The organism is Caenimonas sp. SL110 (assembly GCF_001044395.1).
In the GTDB taxonomy this organism is placed as follows: domain Bacteria; phylum Pseudomonadota; class Gammaproteobacteria; order Burkholderiales; family Burkholderiaceae_C; genus Ramlibacter.
Map to the genome: position 1 here is coordinate 16,228 of NZ_JANU01000042.1, position 18,391 is coordinate 34,618.

Consider the following 18,391-nt stretch of genomic DNA (forward strand, 5'->3'; position numbering starts at 1 on the left):
GAAGGGTGACTGAGGGTTAGTTGAGCAAGGACCAGAAGTGGTCGTCCTGGGAATCTGCGGACGGACGGGCCGCCAGAGCGTCGTTGTCGATGATGGTCGAAATGCCGACGTAGCCGCCCACCGAGACATTCAAAGTCTCATCCGGCTCGTCTATCGCGTCGTTGACCGTGATCAAACTGATCGTGAATGTGGACACGCCCACTGGCACATCGATGGCGCCGTCGCCAAGGCTGACGCCATTGCTGAACATCACGTCGATCCAGTCCGCATCCCCTGCCGTTACAGCGTCGATCGAAAACGGGATCGACACTGAATCGCTGGCGCCGTCAGGCGAGACAACCGGGCCCGACAAGGTCACGGTGTGAACGATGTTGAATCCCTCAGTGGCCGACGCACTGGTGACTGATTGCACGAGGGAATCGAGGATGCTGCTGTCAACACCATGAAGCGCAAAAAACGCCTGCACCTGGGCACCTCCATAGGGCGTTTGCGGATACGCGGCGATCTCGCCAATCATCGCGTTGGTGAAGCCCCCGAGCTGGAATATCGAGACCACATAAGCCGGATCAGTCTGCGCCCACAGCCACTCGCGCGCGTCGGCAATCTGGATGCCGAAATCAAGAAGCCTCTGGGCTGCGGTAGCCATGAGCGAAGTCCTTCAAGGGGGTTTGCGGGTTGAAACTGCAACTGCCACGCGCAGCATTTCGTTACAGTCTAACGAAGGAAAGCGAAATTGGAATCCCCTTTATGCGGGGGTCAACTATCTGGCCCACGTCGCAACAATTTCACGCAGGCCTGTATCTTTCGGCCGACAAACCCTCGGTGTCGATTTCGGGTTTTCCCCCAGGCATTCCCTCATCCATCCAGTCCGCGAGCAGCTTGCCGCTGCCGGCAGCCATGGTCCATCCAAGCGTTCCGTGACCCGTGGATAGCCAGAGCCTGTCCAGGTGCGTCGGGCCGATCACCGGTGTGCCATCGGGCGTCATGGGACGCAGCCCGCACCAGAAACTGGCTTTACCCACATCGCCTGCACGAGGAAACAGGTCGGTGACGACATGGTTCAGCGTATCGCGGCGCGGCTCGCGCAGGTTGAGGCTGTAGCCGGCCAGCTCAGCAGTACCGCCCACCCGGATGCGGTCGCCCAGGCGCGTGACAGCGACTTTATGCGTCTCGTCCATGATGGTGGACTCGGGTGCACAGGCCGCGTCGTCGACCGGCAAGGTGATGGAGTAGCCCTTGACGGGATAGACCGGAATATCCACGCCCACCGGACGCAGCAGCAGCGGCGAATAGCTGCCAAGCGCCACAACGTACCGATCGGCCTGCAACAAACCGGTGTCGGTTTCAACGCCGGTGATTGCCGAGCCCTCCTTGCGAAGCGAGCTGATCGTCACGCCCCACTTGAATTGAACCCCGAGGGCCTCGGCCATCTTCGCGAGCTTCTGGGTGAAGATGAAGCAGTCGCCCGTTTCATCGCCCGGCAGCCGCAGTGCGCCGACGAACTTCTCCTTGACCAGTGCGAGCGCCGGCTCGTATTGCAGGTAACCGCCCTGGTCCAGCAGTTGCCACGGCACGCCGTACTGCTGCAGGATTTCGATGTCCTTGGCGGTGCCGTCAAGCTGCTTTTGGGTGCGAAACAGTTGCAGCGTGCCCTGGCTGCGCTCGTCATACGCAATGCCGGTCTCAGCGCGCAGGTTGCGCAGGCAGTCGCGGCTGTATTCGGCGAGCCGGACCATGCGCGCCTTGTTGACCTTGTATCGCGCCTCGGTGCAGTTGCGCAGCATCGCCAGGCCCCAACGCCACATCGCCCAATCGAGCATTGGCCAGATCACCAGCGGGCTGTGATGCATCAGCATCCACTTGATGGCCTTGGCCGGCACACCCGGCCCGGCCCACGGCGCCGAATAGCCCGGCGACACCTCGCCCGCGTTGGCGAAGCTGGTTTCGAGCGCGGGGCCGGATTGACGGTCAATCACCGTCACCTCGTGGCCGGCACGTGCGAGGTAATACGCGGCTGTCGTGCCGATGACGCCGCTGCCCAGAACCAGAATCTTCATTCGCGCGAGGCTACCAGCGAACCCGCACGACGAAAAGCCAGTGCGCACGTCGTAGGACAACGCGAAGCCGGCCGGGACGGGCTGCCGCCATAAGACGTAGGTACTTGACCCCGGTCATTCAAAGAGGGGGTCGATGTGACCGAAAATCTGGTGGTACGACTGCCATAGCCCATGTCCATCCTGAAATCACTTTTTGCCCGCAAGTCCGAGGCAACCAACAGCGCGTCCGATCTGGACGATTCGGGCCGGACGCGTCCGCAGAAGATGAATCTGGACGAGCGCATGGCCTACCGCCGCGAGATGCTTTTCGAGGCGATCCGACACGGCATGGACAGCTTCGACATCGCGCCGCACTGCTACCGGTTTCGCGTCACGCCCATCGACAAGCGCGGGCACGCCTACGCGGTCATGATCACCCTGGCTCGGGAGTTTCTGGATGACCCGCGTGCAGCAACCGCCAACCTGCAGCAAATCGGCAAGGCCATTGCCAAACTGGCTGGATCGGGCGGGCTGATCGAGGTCAGTGGCGTGTACTGGAACGTGCACGAACGGGCCGATGGATTCGGCGCGCGCCACGGTGGTTCGTCGCTGAGCGAGCCGGGCAGCACGCGCCCGCCGGTCGGCGTCCAGGAGCGCACGGTTGAAAAGCGCACTTACGCAACCGACATTGCGCCATTGCCGCGGGACGATCGGTAGGGTCGCTGCGTGCTACGGGTTCTGGAGGACTGAGCCAGAGACCCAGTCGCCCATCGCGTACACGCGCTGATCACGAAGTCCTTGCACGCCCTGCGACCAGGCCACCAGCATGCGCTTGCCAATGTCGTCAAAGCCAGCGTGATCGACCATCGCGCGGCGCACGAGCGGGGCGACATCTGCCACCGCATCACAGATGGCTTGCACCATCAGCAACTGCTCCCTGGGCTGGATGCCCAGGTGAGAGGTCATGAATGTCAGCAAGGTCTTGCCCGGCGTCCATGTCTTCTTGCCCATGAAGCCGATTGCAGGCGGGTTGTGTTGCAGGCCTTCGTACACATTGGTTGTGAGCATGTCGTAGACCGGCGACAGGTGCACATCGGCGCGGCTGGTGTAGAGCAATGCCAGATTCTTGGCGTGGCAGTCGGCATTGCGTAGCGCGTAGCCAAGCAACAGTGTCATTGCGAGTTGCCGCTGTGTCTCCAGGCGTCGCGCGCCCGGCACGTGATCACGAACGGCTTTGGCTATCCGCTCCCATGTCGTGTCGTATTTCGCAGCCGGCCGCAAACCCAGAAGGCTGCAAAAATCTTCCATGCCCCAATGGGCCTGGCCGTTATCGTCAACGTCAAAACGATGGACTACCAGTGCCTGCCCATCATCCGAAACCTCGGTGCGTGCCGTGGGCAACACGCGGCTTGCGACCTTCATGCACAGGTGCTCGTTCAAGGCAATGAATGGAAGTCGCGCGCTGGAGCCTTTGATGATGTGGCGGCGCGTGATGATGCTGGCCTTTTTGTGGGTAGCCAATTGCATCACCGCTTCCGCCTGCGCATCCAGGAACTTGGGCACCACGCCCGAGACACCACTGGCGGCGTGCTCACGCACCAGAGCCGCAAAAGCGGCTTCGGAGTTGTCGCCTTTGATGAGGGACGCGATTTCAAACAACTGGGGGGGCTCGTTCAACTCGGCGCCCGGGGCCGCCACTTGGACGCGGCCCACCATGTTGCGCCCGATCACCGAAAGCAAGGCGATCGGACTGGCGCCGACGTGCGGGCCGAACTGCTCCTGCAGTACCTGAAGCAGGTAGCCTTCCGGCAGGTTCATCTGCAACACCGGCGGCAGCTGGTCGTCCCACACATAGCTTTCGCTGCGCACGGGCATGGTGAGCGACACGAAGTCGTCAGCAGCGACGCGGGGGTGATAGGTGAGCACGCTCTTGAAGTCGCCCGATTGCTCCAGCGTTGCCACTTCGCGGCCCAGGACGTAGACAGCCAGTTGCATCAGGACTTGTCCTGTGGTGCTGCACCCGATTGCGCGCGCTCGCGGCGCAGTTCATCGAGATTGCCGCTTTGCCCCTGCGCGACCACCTCAAGTTCAGAATCGAGCACCGCCAGCACGGCGAGCAATTTCCGCGAGCCGAATTCAGCCGCCCGTCCACGCTCGAATCGCGAGAGGGATTCCGCCGTGATGCCTGCGCGCGCGGCCACATCGCCTTGCTTCAAATGGAGCAATTTGCGGCGTGCGGCGACGGCTTCGCCAAGTTCCCGAATGGTTTGCAATTGATATTTACGTCAAAATATTGGACATAAGTTCAAATTATTGATTTAAATATCAATTTTTGCAACTGCGGCCGGCGCGTTCTCCTCAAGTTGCAACTCCACGCTTTGGCCGAACACATACGACTCCATCGCAAGCACGCCATGACGGATTCCGCCATCGAGCACTGAAGCCGGTGTGGGCCGGGTAGCCGCACCCGCCGCTACCAGCAACGGCAGGAAGTGCTCCGTCGTCGGATGGGCGCGTGCTGCATGCGGTGCGCGCTGCATTGTCTGCACGAGCTGCCCGGTGTCACCTGCGAGCACGGCTTGCCGAACCCACTTCGAGAACTCGCGCGCATACGCGGCTTCGTGCGCGTCGCCCATCCGGAACTCGTACAGGTTATGCGTGAGGCTGCCTGAACCGATGATCAGCACCCCCTCTTGAGCAAGCGGCGCGAGCGCGCGTCCAAGCTCGAACGCCGCGCCTTCGTCGGTGTCGGAAGGGATGGAGACCTGCAGCACCGGAACATCCGCTTGCGGATACATATGCACGAGTGGAACCCACGCCCCGTGGTCCAGGCCCCGATGCAAATCCAGTTCGGCGGGGATGCCGCTTGACTGCAGCAATTCAACCGCGCGCACCGCAACTTCAGGCGCACCTGGCGCGGGGTAATCGATGGCGTACAGCTCGCGCGGGAAGCCGCCAAAGTCGTGGATGGTTTCCGGGCGCTCGCTCGCTGTGACCTGCACGCGGCGAGTCATCCAGTGAGGAGAGACAACCAGAACTGCCCTGGGCTTTTCCAGGCTGCGACCCAGGGCGCGCAGTTGCGCCCCGGCCAGCCCCGGCTCGATGGCAAACGTCGGCGCCCCATGCGAGACAAAGATTGACGGCAGCGCGGTCATTGGTGATTCCTTTCAGTTCTGATGAACCCACGTCGGCGCGATGCTTGTTCCCTGGCCGGCGCCGTAACCGAAATACACGTTCAGACCGCCCAGCGGCTCGAGATAGCGCGCGTTCTTCAGGGCGCCCGCATCCACCACCACGAAGCCCATGCTGTCGGCCAGCACGCGCGCCGTCTGCTTGGCGCGCTCGCTGTCACTCGCAAGGAAGACCGTGACTTTCTGGCCGCCAAGATCCGAACCTGCGCCGAGCACTTGCGCGAAGACCGTGTTGAAACCTTTCACGACTTCTGCGCCGGGAACTGCCTTGGCGATTTCTTCTGCGGCGGAGGTGGTGTGACCCAGGGTCAAGCCCATGTAATCGGGTGTCAGCGGATTGCTGATGTCGATCACCACCTTGCCTGCGAGGTCACCAACGCCCAGTAGCGCGTTGGCAGATTCGCCGTAGGGCGTCGCCACAACGATTGCGTCGACGTCTTTGGCGGCACCGGCAGCGGGAGCCGCTTTTGCTCCGAATTGCTGCGCGACCGCCTGAGCCTTTTCCTGCTCGCGTGCTGTGACCGTGACCTGGTGGCCTGCTGCCGTGAGTTGCTTGACGAAGCCGGAGCCCATGTTGCCGGCGCCAATAACGAGAACCTTCATTTGCCTGTCCTTTCGGGAGTGTTGACCCCACGTCTGCAGGGCATGAAGGTACTTTATTGCGCCGTATTCCATAGATAAATAGCCATATCAGAGACGCATTGTTCCTAAAATCAGTCCAATTGATAAAAGGACAGCGGTCATGGACAAATTCCAGGAAATGCGGGTGTTCACAGCGGTGGCTGATTCGGGCAGCTTCGTCTCAGCCGCCGACAGCCTGGCCATGTCGAAAGCCGCCGTATCGCGCTTTGTTTCCGAACTTGAACAGCGTCTGGGCGTGCGCCTCATGCACCGCACGACGCGCAAGCTCTCGCTGACGCCGGAAGGCGAGGTTTTCCTCGCACGATGCCGCGAGATCCTCGCCAGCATCGAAGCGTCGGAGGCAGAAATCACGACACACAGTGACAGGGCCAGCGGCCTTCTCAAAGTCAGTGTGCCTGTCAGTTTTGGCGTCAAGCATCTGGCTCCCCTGTGGAGCGAATTTCTCGAACTGCACCCGCGGGTCTCCCTGGATGTGCAACTGGCGGACCGGGTCATCGATCTCGTCGACGAAGGCTTCGACCTGGCAGTGCGAATCGCGCGCCTGCCCGATTCGTCGCTGGTGTCGCGCCAGCTTGCCTCGACGCGGCTGGTGCTGTGCGCGTCTCCTGCCTATCTTGCGCGCCGAGGCTCGCCACTTCACCCTTCAGAGCTGGCCCAACACGAGGTGGTCGCGTACAGCCTGCTGGCCATCGGAGATCAATGGCAGTTCGCAGGGCCTGACGGCCCCGTGACGGTCAAGGTCAAACCTCGCGTGTGGACGAACAACGGCGACACCTGTATCGGCGCCGCCGTGGGCGGCACGGGGCTCGTGCTTCAACCGACGTTCCTGCTTGCGCAAGAGCTCGCGACCGGGCAGCTCGTCGAGGTGCTGCCCGAGTACAGGTCCATAGAGCTGGGCATCTACGCGATCTACCCGACACGCAAGTTCGTGCTTCCGAAGGTGCGCGCGCTACTGGATTTTTTGTCCGCGAAACTTGCCGACGCGCACTGGCAAAGGCTGGGGTAGTGTGCAGCGAGAATGGCGCTTTGAAAGGAATCCCCATGCCCACAGTCGTGCTGGAGAGGTGACCCGCATGCAGGCCCGGCTCATCATCGATGGCTCATACCGACTGGCGCGCTTGCACGAGGGCGCCTGGGTTGACCTTGCTGTTCTTGCTGGCGGCGCGCGCGCCGTCTTGCCGGGAGGTCGTCCGGTCGATCAGGCGGCGCTGGAAGCTGCCATCGAACATGCCGAAGACTGGTTGATGCCGCACGCCGGTGAACTTCGCGGCGCCGATCTGGAAGTGATCGATGCGGCTGGTGACCTCGACGCCGGTTTGCAGGACGTGTTCTCGAGCGACAGTCGGCAGTGGGACTCCGCGCAGCTGGAAACGCTATTTCTACAGCTGGATTTCATGACCGCAAGACCGCATCTGGCAGCGCGCCTGGAAGCCCACAGGGACACGGTGGCCGCCCTCGTGCTGCTGCGTGAGCTTGCGCACCACGCGAAGCTGGAGCGAGTCTGGCTGCGCGACAAGCTCACTTAGAGACGCTCACACACGTTCGAGAATGACAGCGATGCCCTGTCCCACCCCGATGCACATGGTGCAAAGCGCATAACGACCACCAGTGCGTTGAAGCTGATTCACTGCAGTGATTGCCAATCGCGCACCCGAGGCGCCCAACGGGTGGCCCAATGCAATTGCCCCACCGTTTGGATTAACTCGCGGGTCATCGTCCATCAGCCCCAGTGCCCGAAGCACGGCGAGCCCCTGTGCAGCGAATGCTTCGTTGAGCTCTATCACCTCGAGGTCTTCAAGACGCAAGCCCGTGAGCGCGAGGACCTTCTGCGTAGCCGGTGCCGGCCCCATACCCATGATCCGGGGAGGCACCCCAGCGGTAGCCATTCCAACCACTCGGGCCCGGGGGTTCAGGCCATTCCTCGCGGCCGTGGCTTCGTCGGCGAGGATCAGCGCGCACGCGCCGTCGTTCACGCCGCTCGCATTACCCGCGGTGACGGTCCCCTCGGGCCGGACGACGCCTTTGAGTTTCGCAAGCGCTTCCAGTGACGTCTCACGCGGGTGCTCATCTTTGGTGACGACAATCGCATCGCCCTTTTTCTGCGGAATGAAGACAGGCGTGATCTCGCCATCGAAGAACCCGGCTTTCTGCGCCGCGACCGCCTTCAGCTGTGAGGCGAGCGCCATGCGGTCTTGTGCCTCGCGCTCGATGCCGTGGTCGGTGGCAACGTTCTCCGCCGTCTCCGGCATGGAGTCAACACCATGCATCTGTCGCATCAGCTGGTTGACGAAGCGCCAACCGATGGTGGTGTCGTACACAGCGCTGTTGCGTGAGAAAGCATTCTCTGCCTTGGGCATCACGAACGGTGCGCGGCTCATGCTCTCGACACCGCCAGCAATCATCAGCGAGGCCTCGCCTGCCTTGATTGCACGGGCCGCGGTGCCCAGGGCGTCAAGCCCCGATCCGCAAAGCCGATTGACTGTCGAACCGGGCACTGCGACTGGCAAGCCGGCAAGCAGCGCAGACATGCGCGCGACATTGCGATTGTCTTCACCGCTCTGGTTCGCACATCCGTAGATCACGTCGGTGATCGATTCCCAGTCCACTGACTGATTGCGCGCCATCAGGGCCCTCAATGGCACCGCGCCGAGATCGTCCGCTCGAACAGACGACAAGGCCCCACCGTATCGACCGAATGGGGTCCTCAGCGCATCGCAGATAAAGGCTTCACGAGTCATTTCTGTCTTTCAATAGGAGCGCAATGTCGCCGCTGACAAAGCCGTGCCCGACATGCCGCGCCAGTCCGGCAAGACCTTGCGAAATCTGGTCTGCCGACAGTTGGCGCGCCCAGTACACAGGGCCGCCGCGTCCGCGCGGAAAGCCATAGCCCTGCGTCATCACGACATCGATGTCACCAGGACGGGCTGCGACGCCCTCAGCCATCAGGAGCGCGGCTTCATTGACCATGGCGAACAGCGCGCGATCACAAATCTCAGCCGGCGTTAGATGGCGGCGCGTGATCCCCCTGGCGGCGCTGCTACGCGCAATCACTTCACGAACAATCGGATCAGTGGACTGCTCGCGCTTGCCATCGGGGTACGCGTAATAGCCGGCTGCGCTCTTGCGGCCCAGCCGACCGAGTTCACACAGTTCATCGAGGATGCCAACATAACGCTCGCGGGCGTCACGTGTCGCCGCTTGTGCCTTGCGCATTCGCCATGCAATGTCCAGGCCGGACAAGTCAGCCACGGCAAACGGTCCCATCGCGAAGCCGAAGTCTGTCAGCGCTGAATCGACGTCTTCTGGCCACGCGCCATCCTCCAGCATGAACTCGCACTGACGTCGGTACGCGTTGTATATCCGATTGCCGATGAATCCGAATGCATTGCCAGTCAGCACCGGTGACTTTCCTATGGCGACACCGAAGGCCATTCCCGTCGCCAGGACGTCTGCCGATGTCGCCTTGCCCTGCACGACCTCCAGCAACTTCATGACGTGTGCCGGACTGAAGAAGTGCAAGCCCAACACATCCTGCGGTCGTGACGTTGCCGAGGCGATCGCATCGACGTCGAGATAGGACGTGTTGGTCGCGAGAACGGCATGGGCACGCGCGTGTTCGTCGATGCGCCGGAAGACCTGCTGCTTGACCGCCAGGTCTTCAAAGACCGCTTCGATGACCAGGTCGGCGCGTGCAAGTTCGGCCCAGTCGGTGGTGAAAGACAGTCGCGCGATTGCCTTGCCCGCCGAGGTTGCGTCGAGTTTGCCCGCAGCGACCCGGCCCCGAAAATGATCGGTGATCCGCGCCACGCCTTTGGCAAGCGCTGCCTCGTCCTGCTCCAGCAAGATCAAGTCAAATTCCGCAGTGAGTGCAGCAATGGCGATGCCCGACCCCATGGTCCCTGCACCGATGATCGCCACCGTGCCGACCGCGCGTGGCGCGACACGCAGCCGCAAGGGCGGCACGACGGCTTCACGCTGGGCCTGCGCCAGATACTCAAGGACATCAGGTACCTGACCGATGTGCGAGGGTTCTGTCATGGCTCTCAACTGCCCGACCGGCTCATCGCGGCCATCTGCTCGAAGTGCTCGACGAACGGCGGCTTCTCAAAGAACGGGCCGACGATCGCACGCCACTGCGCATGGGCAGCGGACTCGCGGAACCCAACCGTATGAGCCTCCAGCGTCTCCCACTCGATCAGCAATACATAACGCCCCGGCGACTCCACGCACCTCTGGACTGTGTAGCTCCTGAAGCCCGGAGCTTTCGCGAGCACGGTGTCCAATCCACGGCGGACGGCCTCTTCGAACGCTGCTTCGCTGCCTGGTTTGATGCGAATGTCGGCAATCTCAAGAATCATCTCTCTTGTTCCTCGGGTGCAAGTTTCATTTCGTCGCGGATCCACGCGACTGCGGACTCGTGACGGGGGTTCCATTCCAGTTCGCGTCTGGCGCGCACTGCCCGCACGCGACTGTTGCTGCCAAACGTGTAGTACGCCTTGGCCTCGCCCCACTGCGCCGCCGCGTCTTCTGCCGGCCACGATTGGACCGGACCCAGACCCAGCCGGAACGCAATGGCCTGGCCGATCTCAGCGAAGGATGACTCCCCGTTCTCCGCAAAAAAGAAAGCTCCTGCGGGCGCCCGATCAAGGGCGGCCAAATACAGTTGCGCCAGATCCGCGATGTGAACGGTTGACCATCGGTTCGAGCCGTTGCCGACCACACGCGCGACGCCCGACGCACGCGCCTGCCGCACGAGAAACGGGATCTGGATGCTGTCGCGCTGCAGTCCATCGCCCTCGCCATAGATCAGCGAAGGGCAGATCACGACCGAACGCACGTTCTGATCGGCAGCGGCCAGGATCGAGAGGTTGAGTCGATGCCGCGCAGCCTTCAGGGGCTCCACGGCGAACGGCGTTTCTTCGTCGAATACCTGGTCCGAGACGCGCAGTCCTCTCGCATCGTCGCCAATCACGCTCGAGCCGCTTGTGTGGATGAATGCCTTGCCGCTACCGGCAAGCGCTTGAATCATTGCAAGCGCAGAAGTTGCGTGGTCGGCACTCGCGGTGTTCATCGTGGCATCCGCTTCACGCACGTGGCGCGCGAGAAGCTCGAGATCGTCCAGGTCACCCAGCACGGGAACGATGCCCTGGCCTTGCACGAGCCTGGCCTTCACCGGGTCCCGCACCAGACCGCTGACGCGATGCCCCTGCGCAATCAGGCGCGCGGCCACTGTCCCGCCGATGTATCCGCCTGCGCCAGTCAAGAACACGTGCATAGGAAACCCATCAAAGTGCGAAAGTCGAGATAGCGGGAACGGCTGCAATGATGACCACCCCGATGAGCAGTGCCGCGATGTACGGCCATATTGCGCGCATCACTTCATCCGGCTTGCCTTCTCCTATTCGACAGGCCACATAAAAGCCCACACCCACTGGCGGAAGCATCAGGCCGATGTTCATGGCAGAGACCACAACCATGGCGTACTGGATGTCATGAATGCCGAGCTTCTTTGCTATGGGGAACATGATGGGTGCGAGCAGGAGAATTGCAGGAAGCCCCTCCAGCAGGCAACCCAACACAACGAACACCACAATCGAAACTGCCATGAAGGCGATGGGTCCGCCGGGCAGGCTCGTCAGGAAGTTGGACAGCGTGTGGACGACACCGCTTTGCGTGATGGCCCATGCCATGGCAGCGGCGGTGCCAAGAATCATCAGGACAGCACCACTGAGCGCAGCCGTCTCCACCAGCATCGAGTAGAGCCGCCGCAGTGATATCCCGCCATACAGGACATGTCCCACGATCAGCGCATAGAGCACGGCGATGGTCGAGACCTCGGTCGCCGTTGCGACGCCTTCGCCGACAGCACTGCGGATCACGAAGGGCAGCGCCAGGGCAGGCGACGCGATGACGAAGAGACGACCGATGGTCTTCCAGGGCGCGCGACGAACGCTGGAAGTGTCTTCGTTGCGAGCCTTCCAGCGCGCGACTGCAACCAGGGTCAGCAGCAGCACCATGGCGACGATGAATCCGCTTTGGAACAACCCCGCGATGGAGAGCCCCGCTACAGAGCCAAGCACGATGAGCACGATACTGGGCGGCACGGTATCGGCCATGGCGGCGCCCGTTCCGAGCAGTGCAACCATCTCGGAGCGTCGATTCCCACGGCGGGTCATCTCGGGAAACAGCGCCGGCGCCACCGTGGCCATGTCGGACACTTTGGACCCCGAGATCCCCGAAACGATAAACAGGGACCCCAGCAAAACGTAGGACATCCCCGCCTTGATGTGCCCGATCAGCGATGCGAGGACATCGACGATCACCTTGCCCATGCCGGTGGAGTCGAGAATGCAGCCCAGAAGGACAAACACAGGAACCGAAACCAACACCAGATTGGACATGCCCTCGTCCATACGGCTCACAACAATCCCCAGGGGAATCGTCGTCGCGAATGCCAGGTAGCTCATGACGCCGAGCCCGAAGCAGAATGCGATAGGTACACCGGCAACGAGAAGCACTGCGACCAGGACCACGAGGAACACGACAAGGGCGCCGCCTTTCAACGCGGTGAACATCGGGGTGCCGGCATAAAAGGCCAGCGCCACTGCCCCGACGACGGCGATGGCAGCAGCGAGACGGCCCAACGGAATGGTTCGCAATGCGTGCAGAACCACCACCGCGAGCATGAGGATCGCGCCAGCCGCGATTGCCGCGACCCGGAAGGTGTTCGGAATGTGCAGGCTCTGCATTTCGATCACCCACTCCTCTTTGGCGTGATCGATTGCAGGGCCGATCAATGTCGCCATGAAGACTGCCACCGCCACGATGGCGACAGCATTGACGAAATCGTGTGCACGCGGGGGCAGCCGTTCAACAAAGGTCGATAGCCGCAAATGCTCGTTGCGGTACATCGCAATCGCGGCCCCGATCATGGCCACCCATATAAACGCCATGGACACGGTCTCATCGACCCAGTCGATCGGCTTGCCGAATACATAGCGGGATACGACGCCGCCAAGCAGCAGGACAACGATGCCGGCGATCAACGCCGCCGCGATGACCTCCACCGGGATCATCCAGGCGGACCGCGCCTTGGGGTCGATGAGCGCAGCGCCCACCTCCGTTACGGGAACAGCTTCAGCCTGGAGATCCTGGTTCATGGTCGCTCTCCTTGCGATCAGGCCAGCTTGCCGGAATACTTCTCGACCAGTGCCCAGGTTTCGTCGCCGAACTTGCCCTTCCACTCCTTGTAGGCGCCGGCCTTCTGCAATGCGTCGCGGAACGGAACCGGATTGACCGTGTTGAAGACCATGCCGCGCTTGGTGAGGCTGTCTTGCAGGGTCGTATTGAGGGCGGCCATCGCTGTGCGAGTCTTGACTGCGTGAGCCTCGAACGCACGTGTAGCCACCTGGCGAAGGTTCTCCGGCACGGCAGCCCAGGACTTCGGGTTGGCGGCGATCCAGAAGCATTCCCACGAATGGTTGCTCAGCGAACAATACTTCTGCACTTCATAAAAGCGCTGCGCTTCGATGATGGCAAGGCTGTTTTCCTGGCCGTCCACAACCTTGGTCTGCAGTGCCGTGTAGGCCTCGCCAATTCCGATCGTTGTCGGCGACGCGCCCAGGGCCTTGAAGGTCTGTTGCAGCACCGGAGTAGCAGGCACGCGCAGCTTTACTCCGCTCAGGTCTTGTACGGCGTTGATCGGCTTGGTGCTCATCGTGATCTGGCGAAAGCCATGGTCCCAGACCTTGCCCACCGGAACCAGGTTGACCTTGGTGAAGCCGGCACGCACGTGTGCACCGAGGTCTCCGTCCATCGCGCGGAACGCGGTCGGCAGGTCAGCGAACACGAAAGGCGTCACGGCAACGGCCGCGCTCGGGATCAGCGTGGCGAACACACCCCCGGCGGTGGACATCATGTCGATGGCTCCCGAGCGAACCTGCGAAATCATGTCGGTGTCACTGCCCAGCTGGCTGTTGGGGAACACTTCAATCGCAAGCTGCCCGTTCGTTTCCTTCAGGATGTCCGCGCACGCGGCCTGCAAGCCGACCACGGTCGGGTGCGACTGCGCCAGCGAAATGCCCAGCTTCATGGTGATCTTGTTCTGTGCGAGGGCAAGTCCGGGCAGGGACGCTGCGGCTGCGGTGCCTGCAATTGCCTTGAGGGCGGTACGACGATGCATCATGGTTGTCTCCAGGATTGGCCGGTATGGCCGTTGGTTTGAAAAAAGGTCGCGCTTTTCGCGCGATCGGGTTCAGTGAATGTGGCTTCCGCCGTTGACATCGATCGTGGCTCCGGTCACGAAGCCACCGAGTTCGGATGCGAGAAACAGGCAGGCTCCTGCTGCTTCGCGCGGCAGGCCGGCGCGCTGCAATGGCACTGCAGCGACGATTTCCCTGAGCCTGTTTTCGGGCAATCCGTCCAGCATGGACGTTTCGATCATGGCCGGGCAGACGATGTTGGCTCTGATGCCCTTCGGCCCGAACTCGCGAGCGATCGTTCGCGTAAGCCCGATGACGCCGCCTTTGGATGCCGCGTAGTGCGCGCCACCAACGAGTCCTCCGCCGCGCTGCGCTGCGGAAGATGACAGGTTGACGATAGAGCCGCAGCCGCGAGCCACGAGCACAGGAAGCACGGCCTGGCAGAGGTTGAACGTCCCCTTGAGGTTCACGGTCAGGATGCGCTCGTACTCATCTTCCTCGATCGACAGCATGGGCGTGCCCCGCACGATTCCAGCGCTGTTGACGAGGCAGTCGATAGCCCCATGGCGCGTGACGATTTCATCGACAGCGCGCTTGCAATCGTCGAGCTTGCTGATGTCGCAGGAAATTCCAACCACGTCCGCTTCAGGGCCTGCAGTCGCAGCGACTGCGGCTTTCAGCCCGGCAACGATGTCGTCGTTGATCGCGATGTCGAGCATCACGACCCTGGCGCCATGCTCCGCGAAGAGTTGAGCCGTCGCGTAGCCGATGCCGCGCGGCGAGCCCGCCCCAGCAATCACGCAAACCTTGTCCTTGAGCAGCATGGCTTCAGCAATTGGGCTGGTGGATCTCGACCACGTTGCCGTCCGGATCCTGCAGGAAGACCTGGTGCCAGCCAGCGATCGCCCACTTGCCGTAGTCGGAGTAGCGGATGCCGAGCTCGTCGCACTTGCGCATGAAACCCTTGATGTCGTCCGTGCGGAAGCAAAAGTGTCCTCGCGACATGGGGTTGACGAACTGCTTCATCTTGAAGCCTGTGTTCAGGTCGCGCTCAGCCCAGTGGAACTCGATGGCGCCGTCGGTCAGGAAGTCAACCTTCCCGTTGTAGCCGGTGCGGTCGCTGCTCGCATCGACACGCGTGTGCTCTTCGTCTTTGATGGTGCCGAGATCGAACAGCGTTTGATAGAACTTGGTGAGCCTGGGCAACTGGTCCGTGCACAGGTTCATGTGATGAAACTTGAAATTCATGGGTGAAGTCTCCGGTTGGGTTTCAGACAGGGCAGACGATATTTCAATTTCATATGTGCAGTCAAGATTGCATTAATGAAATCTTATCAGGGGAAACCCTATGCTTATTAGGCGTTTTGCCGTATACCCTGCCATGCTTGTTTGATCAATGATTTATTGTTTTTACTAATGAACCAACTTATCGTCGAAGACATGCCGCCTGGAGTCCCGGCCACGTTCGAGCGGGAGGAGACTTGCAGCGTTTCTGCCGTGCGCCGGGTCGCCGCGATGCTTGATCTCGACCCTGAGGGCGTGACCCGGGGTGACGCCCTGCCGCGCGGCTGGCATTTCATCCTGCTGGGCGCCGACACGCGTCGATCTGCCCTTCGGGCCGACGGCTTCCCGGGGCTGGGCGTGCCGATGCCTGACCTGGGACTGCCCCGGCTCCTTCTGGGAGGCCGCACGGCGAATTACCTCAAGGACATCCCGATCGGTGCCAGCCTCACGCGCCACAGCTCGATGGAAAGCCTGAAGCGAAAGACGACGGCCGCAGGACCCATGGCAATCGCAACCATCTCCCACTCGCTACGGCTTGAAGGTGACGACGAACCCGCGCTGCACGAGACGCAGACGTACCTGCTGCTGCCGGCCCGCCAGGGAGCGGCTGCGGACGACGTCACCGGTCGATCGGATGTGATCACTGCTGCACGAACCGAGACGGTCGTGCCGGACGAGACCTTGCTCTTTCAATACTCGGCATTGGGATTCAACTCGCACAAGATCCACATCGACAGGTCGCATGCGCGCCAGGTCGAGGGCTTCCCCGGGCTGGTCGTCAATGGCGGCCTCGCAACGCTGCTGCTCACCGAATTCCTGCGCCGCGACTTGGGGCTGGTGCCCCGTGCCATCCGCGTGCGGCACGTTGCGCCGCTTTACTGCGGCCGCCCGATCACGATGACCGCCGACCCCGAAGGCCCGACCTGGCACCTGAAGGCCTATGACCACAGAAACGTACTTGCCATCGACATGGAGGTTGAAATCCAATGAGCTTCGAACCCTTGAAAGGCGTGCGCATCCTTGACCTCACGAGTGTCGTGGTCGGCCCGGTTTGCACCTGGCGCCTGGGCCAGTACGGCGCAGAAATCGTGAAGGTGGAAAGTCCCGAGGGCGACCTGATGCGGGGCCTGGGCGGACTGTCTCCAACGGGCCAGCATTCCGGCGCTTACCTGCACCTCAATCGCGGCAAGCGCAACATTTGCCTCGACCTGAAAAAACCAGGCGCACGTGCGGTGATGGAGCGTCTCGTGGATTCCGCCGATGTGATCGTCGCCAACATGCGTCCGCAAGCGCTCGAACGCCTGGGCCTGGACGCAAAGACCGTTCGAGCCCGCTACCCCAAGAAGGTGTATTGCCTCATCACGGGCTACGGCACGGACGGCCCGTACGCAGGCCTGCCGACATACGACAGCGTTGTGCAGGGCGCAACAGGCATGGCGGGTCTGGCGCTGCGCCGTGATGGCGCACCTGCCTACGTGCCCATGCTGATCTGCGATCACGTAGCGGGTGAAATCGCCGCCGGCGCAATCCTGGCGGCCATCGTCCAGAGCAAGACCAACGGCAACGGATGCAGCATAGAGGTGCCGATGTTCGAGACGATGGCAGCCTTCGTGTTGCAGGAGCACCTCGCGCAACAAAGCTTCGACCCGCCCGTCGGCCCACCCGGCGACCTGCGCCTTCTGAGCCCCTACAACAAGCCCGTGCAGACTTCCGATGGGTGGATTTCATTCACCATCAACACCGACCCGCAGGTTCGCGCCTTCCTCAAGGTCACCGGTCGCGATGACCTGCTCGAGGACCCTCGATTCAACAGCGTGGCGGCGCGCGCGCGCAACGTGAAGGAATGGTTCGAGTTGCGCGGCGCGCCGCTCACGCACAGGTCCACCGCACAGTGGCTGTCAGTGCTTCGGGCTGCAGACATCGCCGTCCAGCCCTGCAACACGCTGGAGACCCTGCCTCACGACGAGCACTTGCAAGCCGTGGGCCTGCTCAGCCCGGAAGATCATCCGACGGAAGGAAAGACGCTCGCGATCCGGTCGACGATACGTTTTGATGACGCCTTCCCTGACCGCAGGACGCCATCGCAGCCACGCGGCTGGGAAACCGCGGCGGTTCTTGCAGAAGCTGGCTACAGTGACAAGGAAGTCGAGCAACTCCTCGCCGAAGGAGCCGCCTTCGTCCGCTAGCGCTTGCCGCGTGTTGCAGCGGCGCCTCCGACGCGTTGGGACAAGTCACGGGCCGCCAGGCCCAACGCCTGCGTCACTTCCGGAATCGACTTGCGTTGCGTCTGGTCCATGCGCTCCGAGTAAGGCACCGTCAACGACGCCAGTGCATTGCCACGCGTGTCCAGGATAGGGAATGCAACGGCATAGAGCCCGCGCACCTGCACACTGGGAATGGACTCGAAGCCGGTCGTGCGGATGGTATCGAGCAAGGTGTGGATTTGCGGATTCTGCTGCTCAGGACGGCGCTCAAGGGCCTCCTCGATCCGCAGCATTCTGGTTTCATCGTCCTGGAAGGCGAGCAGCACGCGGCCCGAGGCCGAAATCAGGACATCCAGTTCAGAGCCTGCCCGCACGCTGAATCCCATGCCGCTTGGCGTGTCGATCTTCGCCAACACGACCTGCCTGCCCTGCGAGTAGACGGTGAGATGGCAAGACTGGTCCAACTCCTTGGCGAGTCGCTGCATGATGGGCATGGCCTCCATCAGCAGGCGATGCGTCGGCGGGTTGATATGGGACAGCTCGAACAGCTTGGTCGTCACCGTGTAAGAGCTGTCATCGACCTGGGCCACATAGCCTCGATCGACCAGGCAGGTGAGCATGCGATAGATCTCACCAACGCTGCGTCCCAGGCGTTGGGCAACTTCCTTTTGCGGCAGCGGCTGTTCACTTCGGCAAAGCATTTCCAGGATGTCCAGCCCCTTCTCCAGCGCAGGAGCCGAATAGGCACGTCGCTCCGCATCGGCGACTTTGGCGGTTTCGGAAATGTCTTCTTTCATGCGCGAATGATACGCCCTTGAATTATCAGTTTCACT

At 62.0% G+C, this 18,391-nt stretch carries 20 protein-coding genes; 5 read left to right on the forward strand and 15 right to left on the reverse strand.

Annotated elements, in window-relative coordinates; translation table 11 throughout:
• Positions 1-16 precede the first annotated feature (16 nt).
• Entirely contained in the window at positions 17-646 is a 630-nt protein-coding gene (locus AQ12_RS18080) for a hypothetical protein (protein WP_048441360.1), read from the reverse strand.
• A 139-nt stretch (positions 647-785) separates the two neighbouring features.
• A complete protein-coding gene (locus AQ12_RS18085) occupies positions 786-2,057 on the reverse strand; it encodes a D-amino acid dehydrogenase (protein WP_048441361.1) in 1,272 nt (423 codons plus the stop codon).
• Positions 2,058-2,228: 171 nt separating this feature from the next.
• Between AQ12_RS18085 and AQ12_RS18090 the strand changes: the two genes are divergently transcribed.
• On the forward strand, positions 2,229-2,753 hold the full coding sequence (locus AQ12_RS18090) for a hypothetical protein (RefSeq protein ID WP_053076792.1): 525 nt from the start codon (positions 2,229-2,231) through the stop codon (positions 2,751-2,753).
• A 12-nt stretch (positions 2,754-2,765) separates the two neighbouring features.
• On the opposite strand, the gene AQ12_RS18095 is transcribed toward AQ12_RS18090, so the two are convergent.
• Genes AQ12_RS18095 through AQ12_RS18110 form a run of 4 tightly spaced genes read right to left on the reverse strand, consistent with a single transcriptional unit; the run spans position 2,766 to position 5,902 of the window.
• Positions 2,766-4,031: a type II toxin-antitoxin system HipA family toxin gene (locus AQ12_RS18095; RefSeq protein ID WP_053076793.1), complete on the reverse strand. Its 1,266-nt coding sequence runs from the start codon at positions 4,029-4,031 to the stop codon at positions 2,766-2,768.
• Positions 4,031-4,309: a helix-turn-helix domain-containing protein gene (locus AQ12_RS18100; protein ID WP_048441362.1), complete on the reverse strand. Its 279-nt coding sequence runs from the start codon at positions 4,307-4,309 to the stop codon at positions 4,031-4,033. The genes AQ12_RS18095 and AQ12_RS18100 overlap by 1 nt, the downstream gene beginning before the upstream one ends.
• Positions 4,310-4,354: 45 nt before the next feature.
• Positions 4,355-5,191 (reverse strand): class III extradiol ring-cleavage dioxygenase, encoded by an 837-nt coding sequence (locus AQ12_RS18105; RefSeq protein WP_048441363.1) that lies wholly within the window; start codon positions 5,189-5,191, stop codon positions 4,355-4,357.
• A gap of 12 nt (positions 5,192-5,203) precedes the next feature.
• Positions 5,204-5,902: an NADPH-dependent F420 reductase gene (locus AQ12_RS18110; protein WP_152682849.1), complete on the reverse strand. Its 699-nt coding sequence runs from the start codon at positions 5,900-5,902 to the stop codon at positions 5,204-5,206.
• A gap of 67 nt (positions 5,903-5,969) precedes the next feature.
• On the opposite strand from AQ12_RS18110, the gene AQ12_RS18115 reads away from it, so the two are divergent.
• Together AQ12_RS18115 and AQ12_RS18120 are read left to right on the forward strand one after the other, a co-directional pair.
• A complete protein-coding gene (locus AQ12_RS18115) occupies positions 5,970-6,875 on the forward strand; it encodes a LysR family transcriptional regulator (protein ID WP_048441365.1) in 906 nt (301 codons plus the stop codon).
• Between the two features lie 67 nt (positions 6,876-6,942).
• The gene (locus tag AQ12_RS18120) at positions 6,943-7,395 is read left to right on the forward strand and encodes a hypothetical protein (protein ID WP_048441366.1); all 453 of its coding nucleotides are present in this window, start codon (positions 6,943-6,945) and stop codon (positions 7,393-7,395) included.
• A gap of 6 nt (positions 7,396-7,401) precedes the next feature.
• Here the strand turns inward: AQ12_RS18120 and pcaF are convergent, their stop codons facing one another.
• The 8 genes from pcaF to AQ12_RS18160 all read right to left on the reverse strand — a co-directional run bounded on the left by pcaF (position 7,402) and on the right by AQ12_RS18160 (position 15,318).
• A complete protein-coding gene (pcaF, locus tag AQ12_RS18125; RefSeq protein WP_048441367.1) occupies positions 7,402-8,607 on the reverse strand; it encodes a 3-oxoadipyl-CoA thiolase in 1,206 nt (401 codons plus the stop codon).
• Positions 8,597-9,907, reverse strand: coding sequence for a 3-hydroxyacyl-CoA dehydrogenase (locus tag AQ12_RS18130; protein ID WP_082151677.1), 1,311 nt, complete (start codon positions 9,905-9,907; stop codon positions 8,597-8,599). The genes pcaF and AQ12_RS18130 overlap by 11 nt, the downstream gene beginning before the upstream one ends.
• Before the next feature lie 5 nt (positions 9,908-9,912).
• A complete protein-coding gene (locus AQ12_RS18135; RefSeq protein WP_048441368.1) occupies positions 9,913-10,227 on the reverse strand; it encodes an antibiotic biosynthesis monooxygenase in 315 nt (104 codons plus the stop codon).
• On the reverse strand, positions 10,224-11,144 hold the full coding sequence (locus tag AQ12_RS18140) for an NAD-dependent epimerase/dehydratase family protein (RefSeq protein ID WP_048441369.1): 921 nt from the start codon (positions 11,142-11,144) through the stop codon (positions 10,224-10,226). The genes AQ12_RS18135 and AQ12_RS18140 overlap by 4 nt, the downstream gene beginning before the upstream one ends.
• Positions 11,145-11,154: 10 nt before the next feature.
• The gene (locus AQ12_RS18145) at positions 11,155-13,029 is read right to left on the reverse strand and encodes a TRAP transporter large permease subunit (protein WP_048441370.1); all 1,875 of its coding nucleotides are present in this window, start codon (positions 13,027-13,029) and stop codon (positions 11,155-11,157) included.
• A 17-nt stretch (positions 13,030-13,046) separates the two neighbouring features.
• Complete coding sequence (locus tag AQ12_RS18150) at positions 13,047-14,054, reverse strand: TRAP transporter substrate-binding protein (protein WP_048441371.1); 1,008 nt, start codon at positions 14,052-14,054, stop codon at positions 13,047-13,049.
• A 69-nt stretch (positions 14,055-14,123) separates the two neighbouring features.
• Entirely contained in the window at positions 14,124-14,894 is a 771-nt protein-coding gene (locus AQ12_RS18155) for an SDR family NAD(P)-dependent oxidoreductase (RefSeq protein WP_048441372.1), read from the reverse strand.
• A 4-nt stretch (positions 14,895-14,898) separates the two neighbouring features.
• Positions 14,899-15,318 (reverse strand): VOC family protein, encoded by a 420-nt coding sequence (locus AQ12_RS18160; RefSeq protein WP_048441373.1) that lies wholly within the window; start codon positions 15,316-15,318, stop codon positions 14,899-14,901.
• A 168-nt stretch (positions 15,319-15,486) separates the two neighbouring features.
• Between AQ12_RS18160 and AQ12_RS18165 the strand changes: the two genes are divergently transcribed.
• Both AQ12_RS18165 and AQ12_RS18170 read left to right on the forward strand, forming a co-directional pair.
• The gene (locus AQ12_RS18165; protein ID WP_202967516.1) at positions 15,487-16,344 is read left to right on the forward strand and encodes a hypothetical protein; all 858 of its coding nucleotides are present in this window, start codon (positions 15,487-15,489) and stop codon (positions 16,342-16,344) included.
• Complete coding sequence (locus tag AQ12_RS18170) at positions 16,341-17,540, forward strand: CaiB/BaiF CoA-transferase family protein (protein WP_048441374.1); 1,200 nt, start codon at positions 16,341-16,343, stop codon at positions 17,538-17,540. Before AQ12_RS18165 ends, AQ12_RS18170 begins: the two co-directional genes overlap by 4 nt.
• Here AQ12_RS18170 and AQ12_RS18175 read toward each other — a convergent pair.
• Positions 17,537-18,355 carry an IclR family transcriptional regulator gene (locus tag AQ12_RS18175; protein WP_048441375.1) on the reverse strand — a complete coding sequence of 273 codons (819 nt, stop codon included), beginning with the start codon at positions 18,353-18,355 and terminating at the stop codon, positions 17,537-17,539. The genes AQ12_RS18170 and AQ12_RS18175 overlap by 4 nt on opposite strands.
• Between the last annotated feature and the right edge of the window lie 36 nt (positions 18,356-18,391).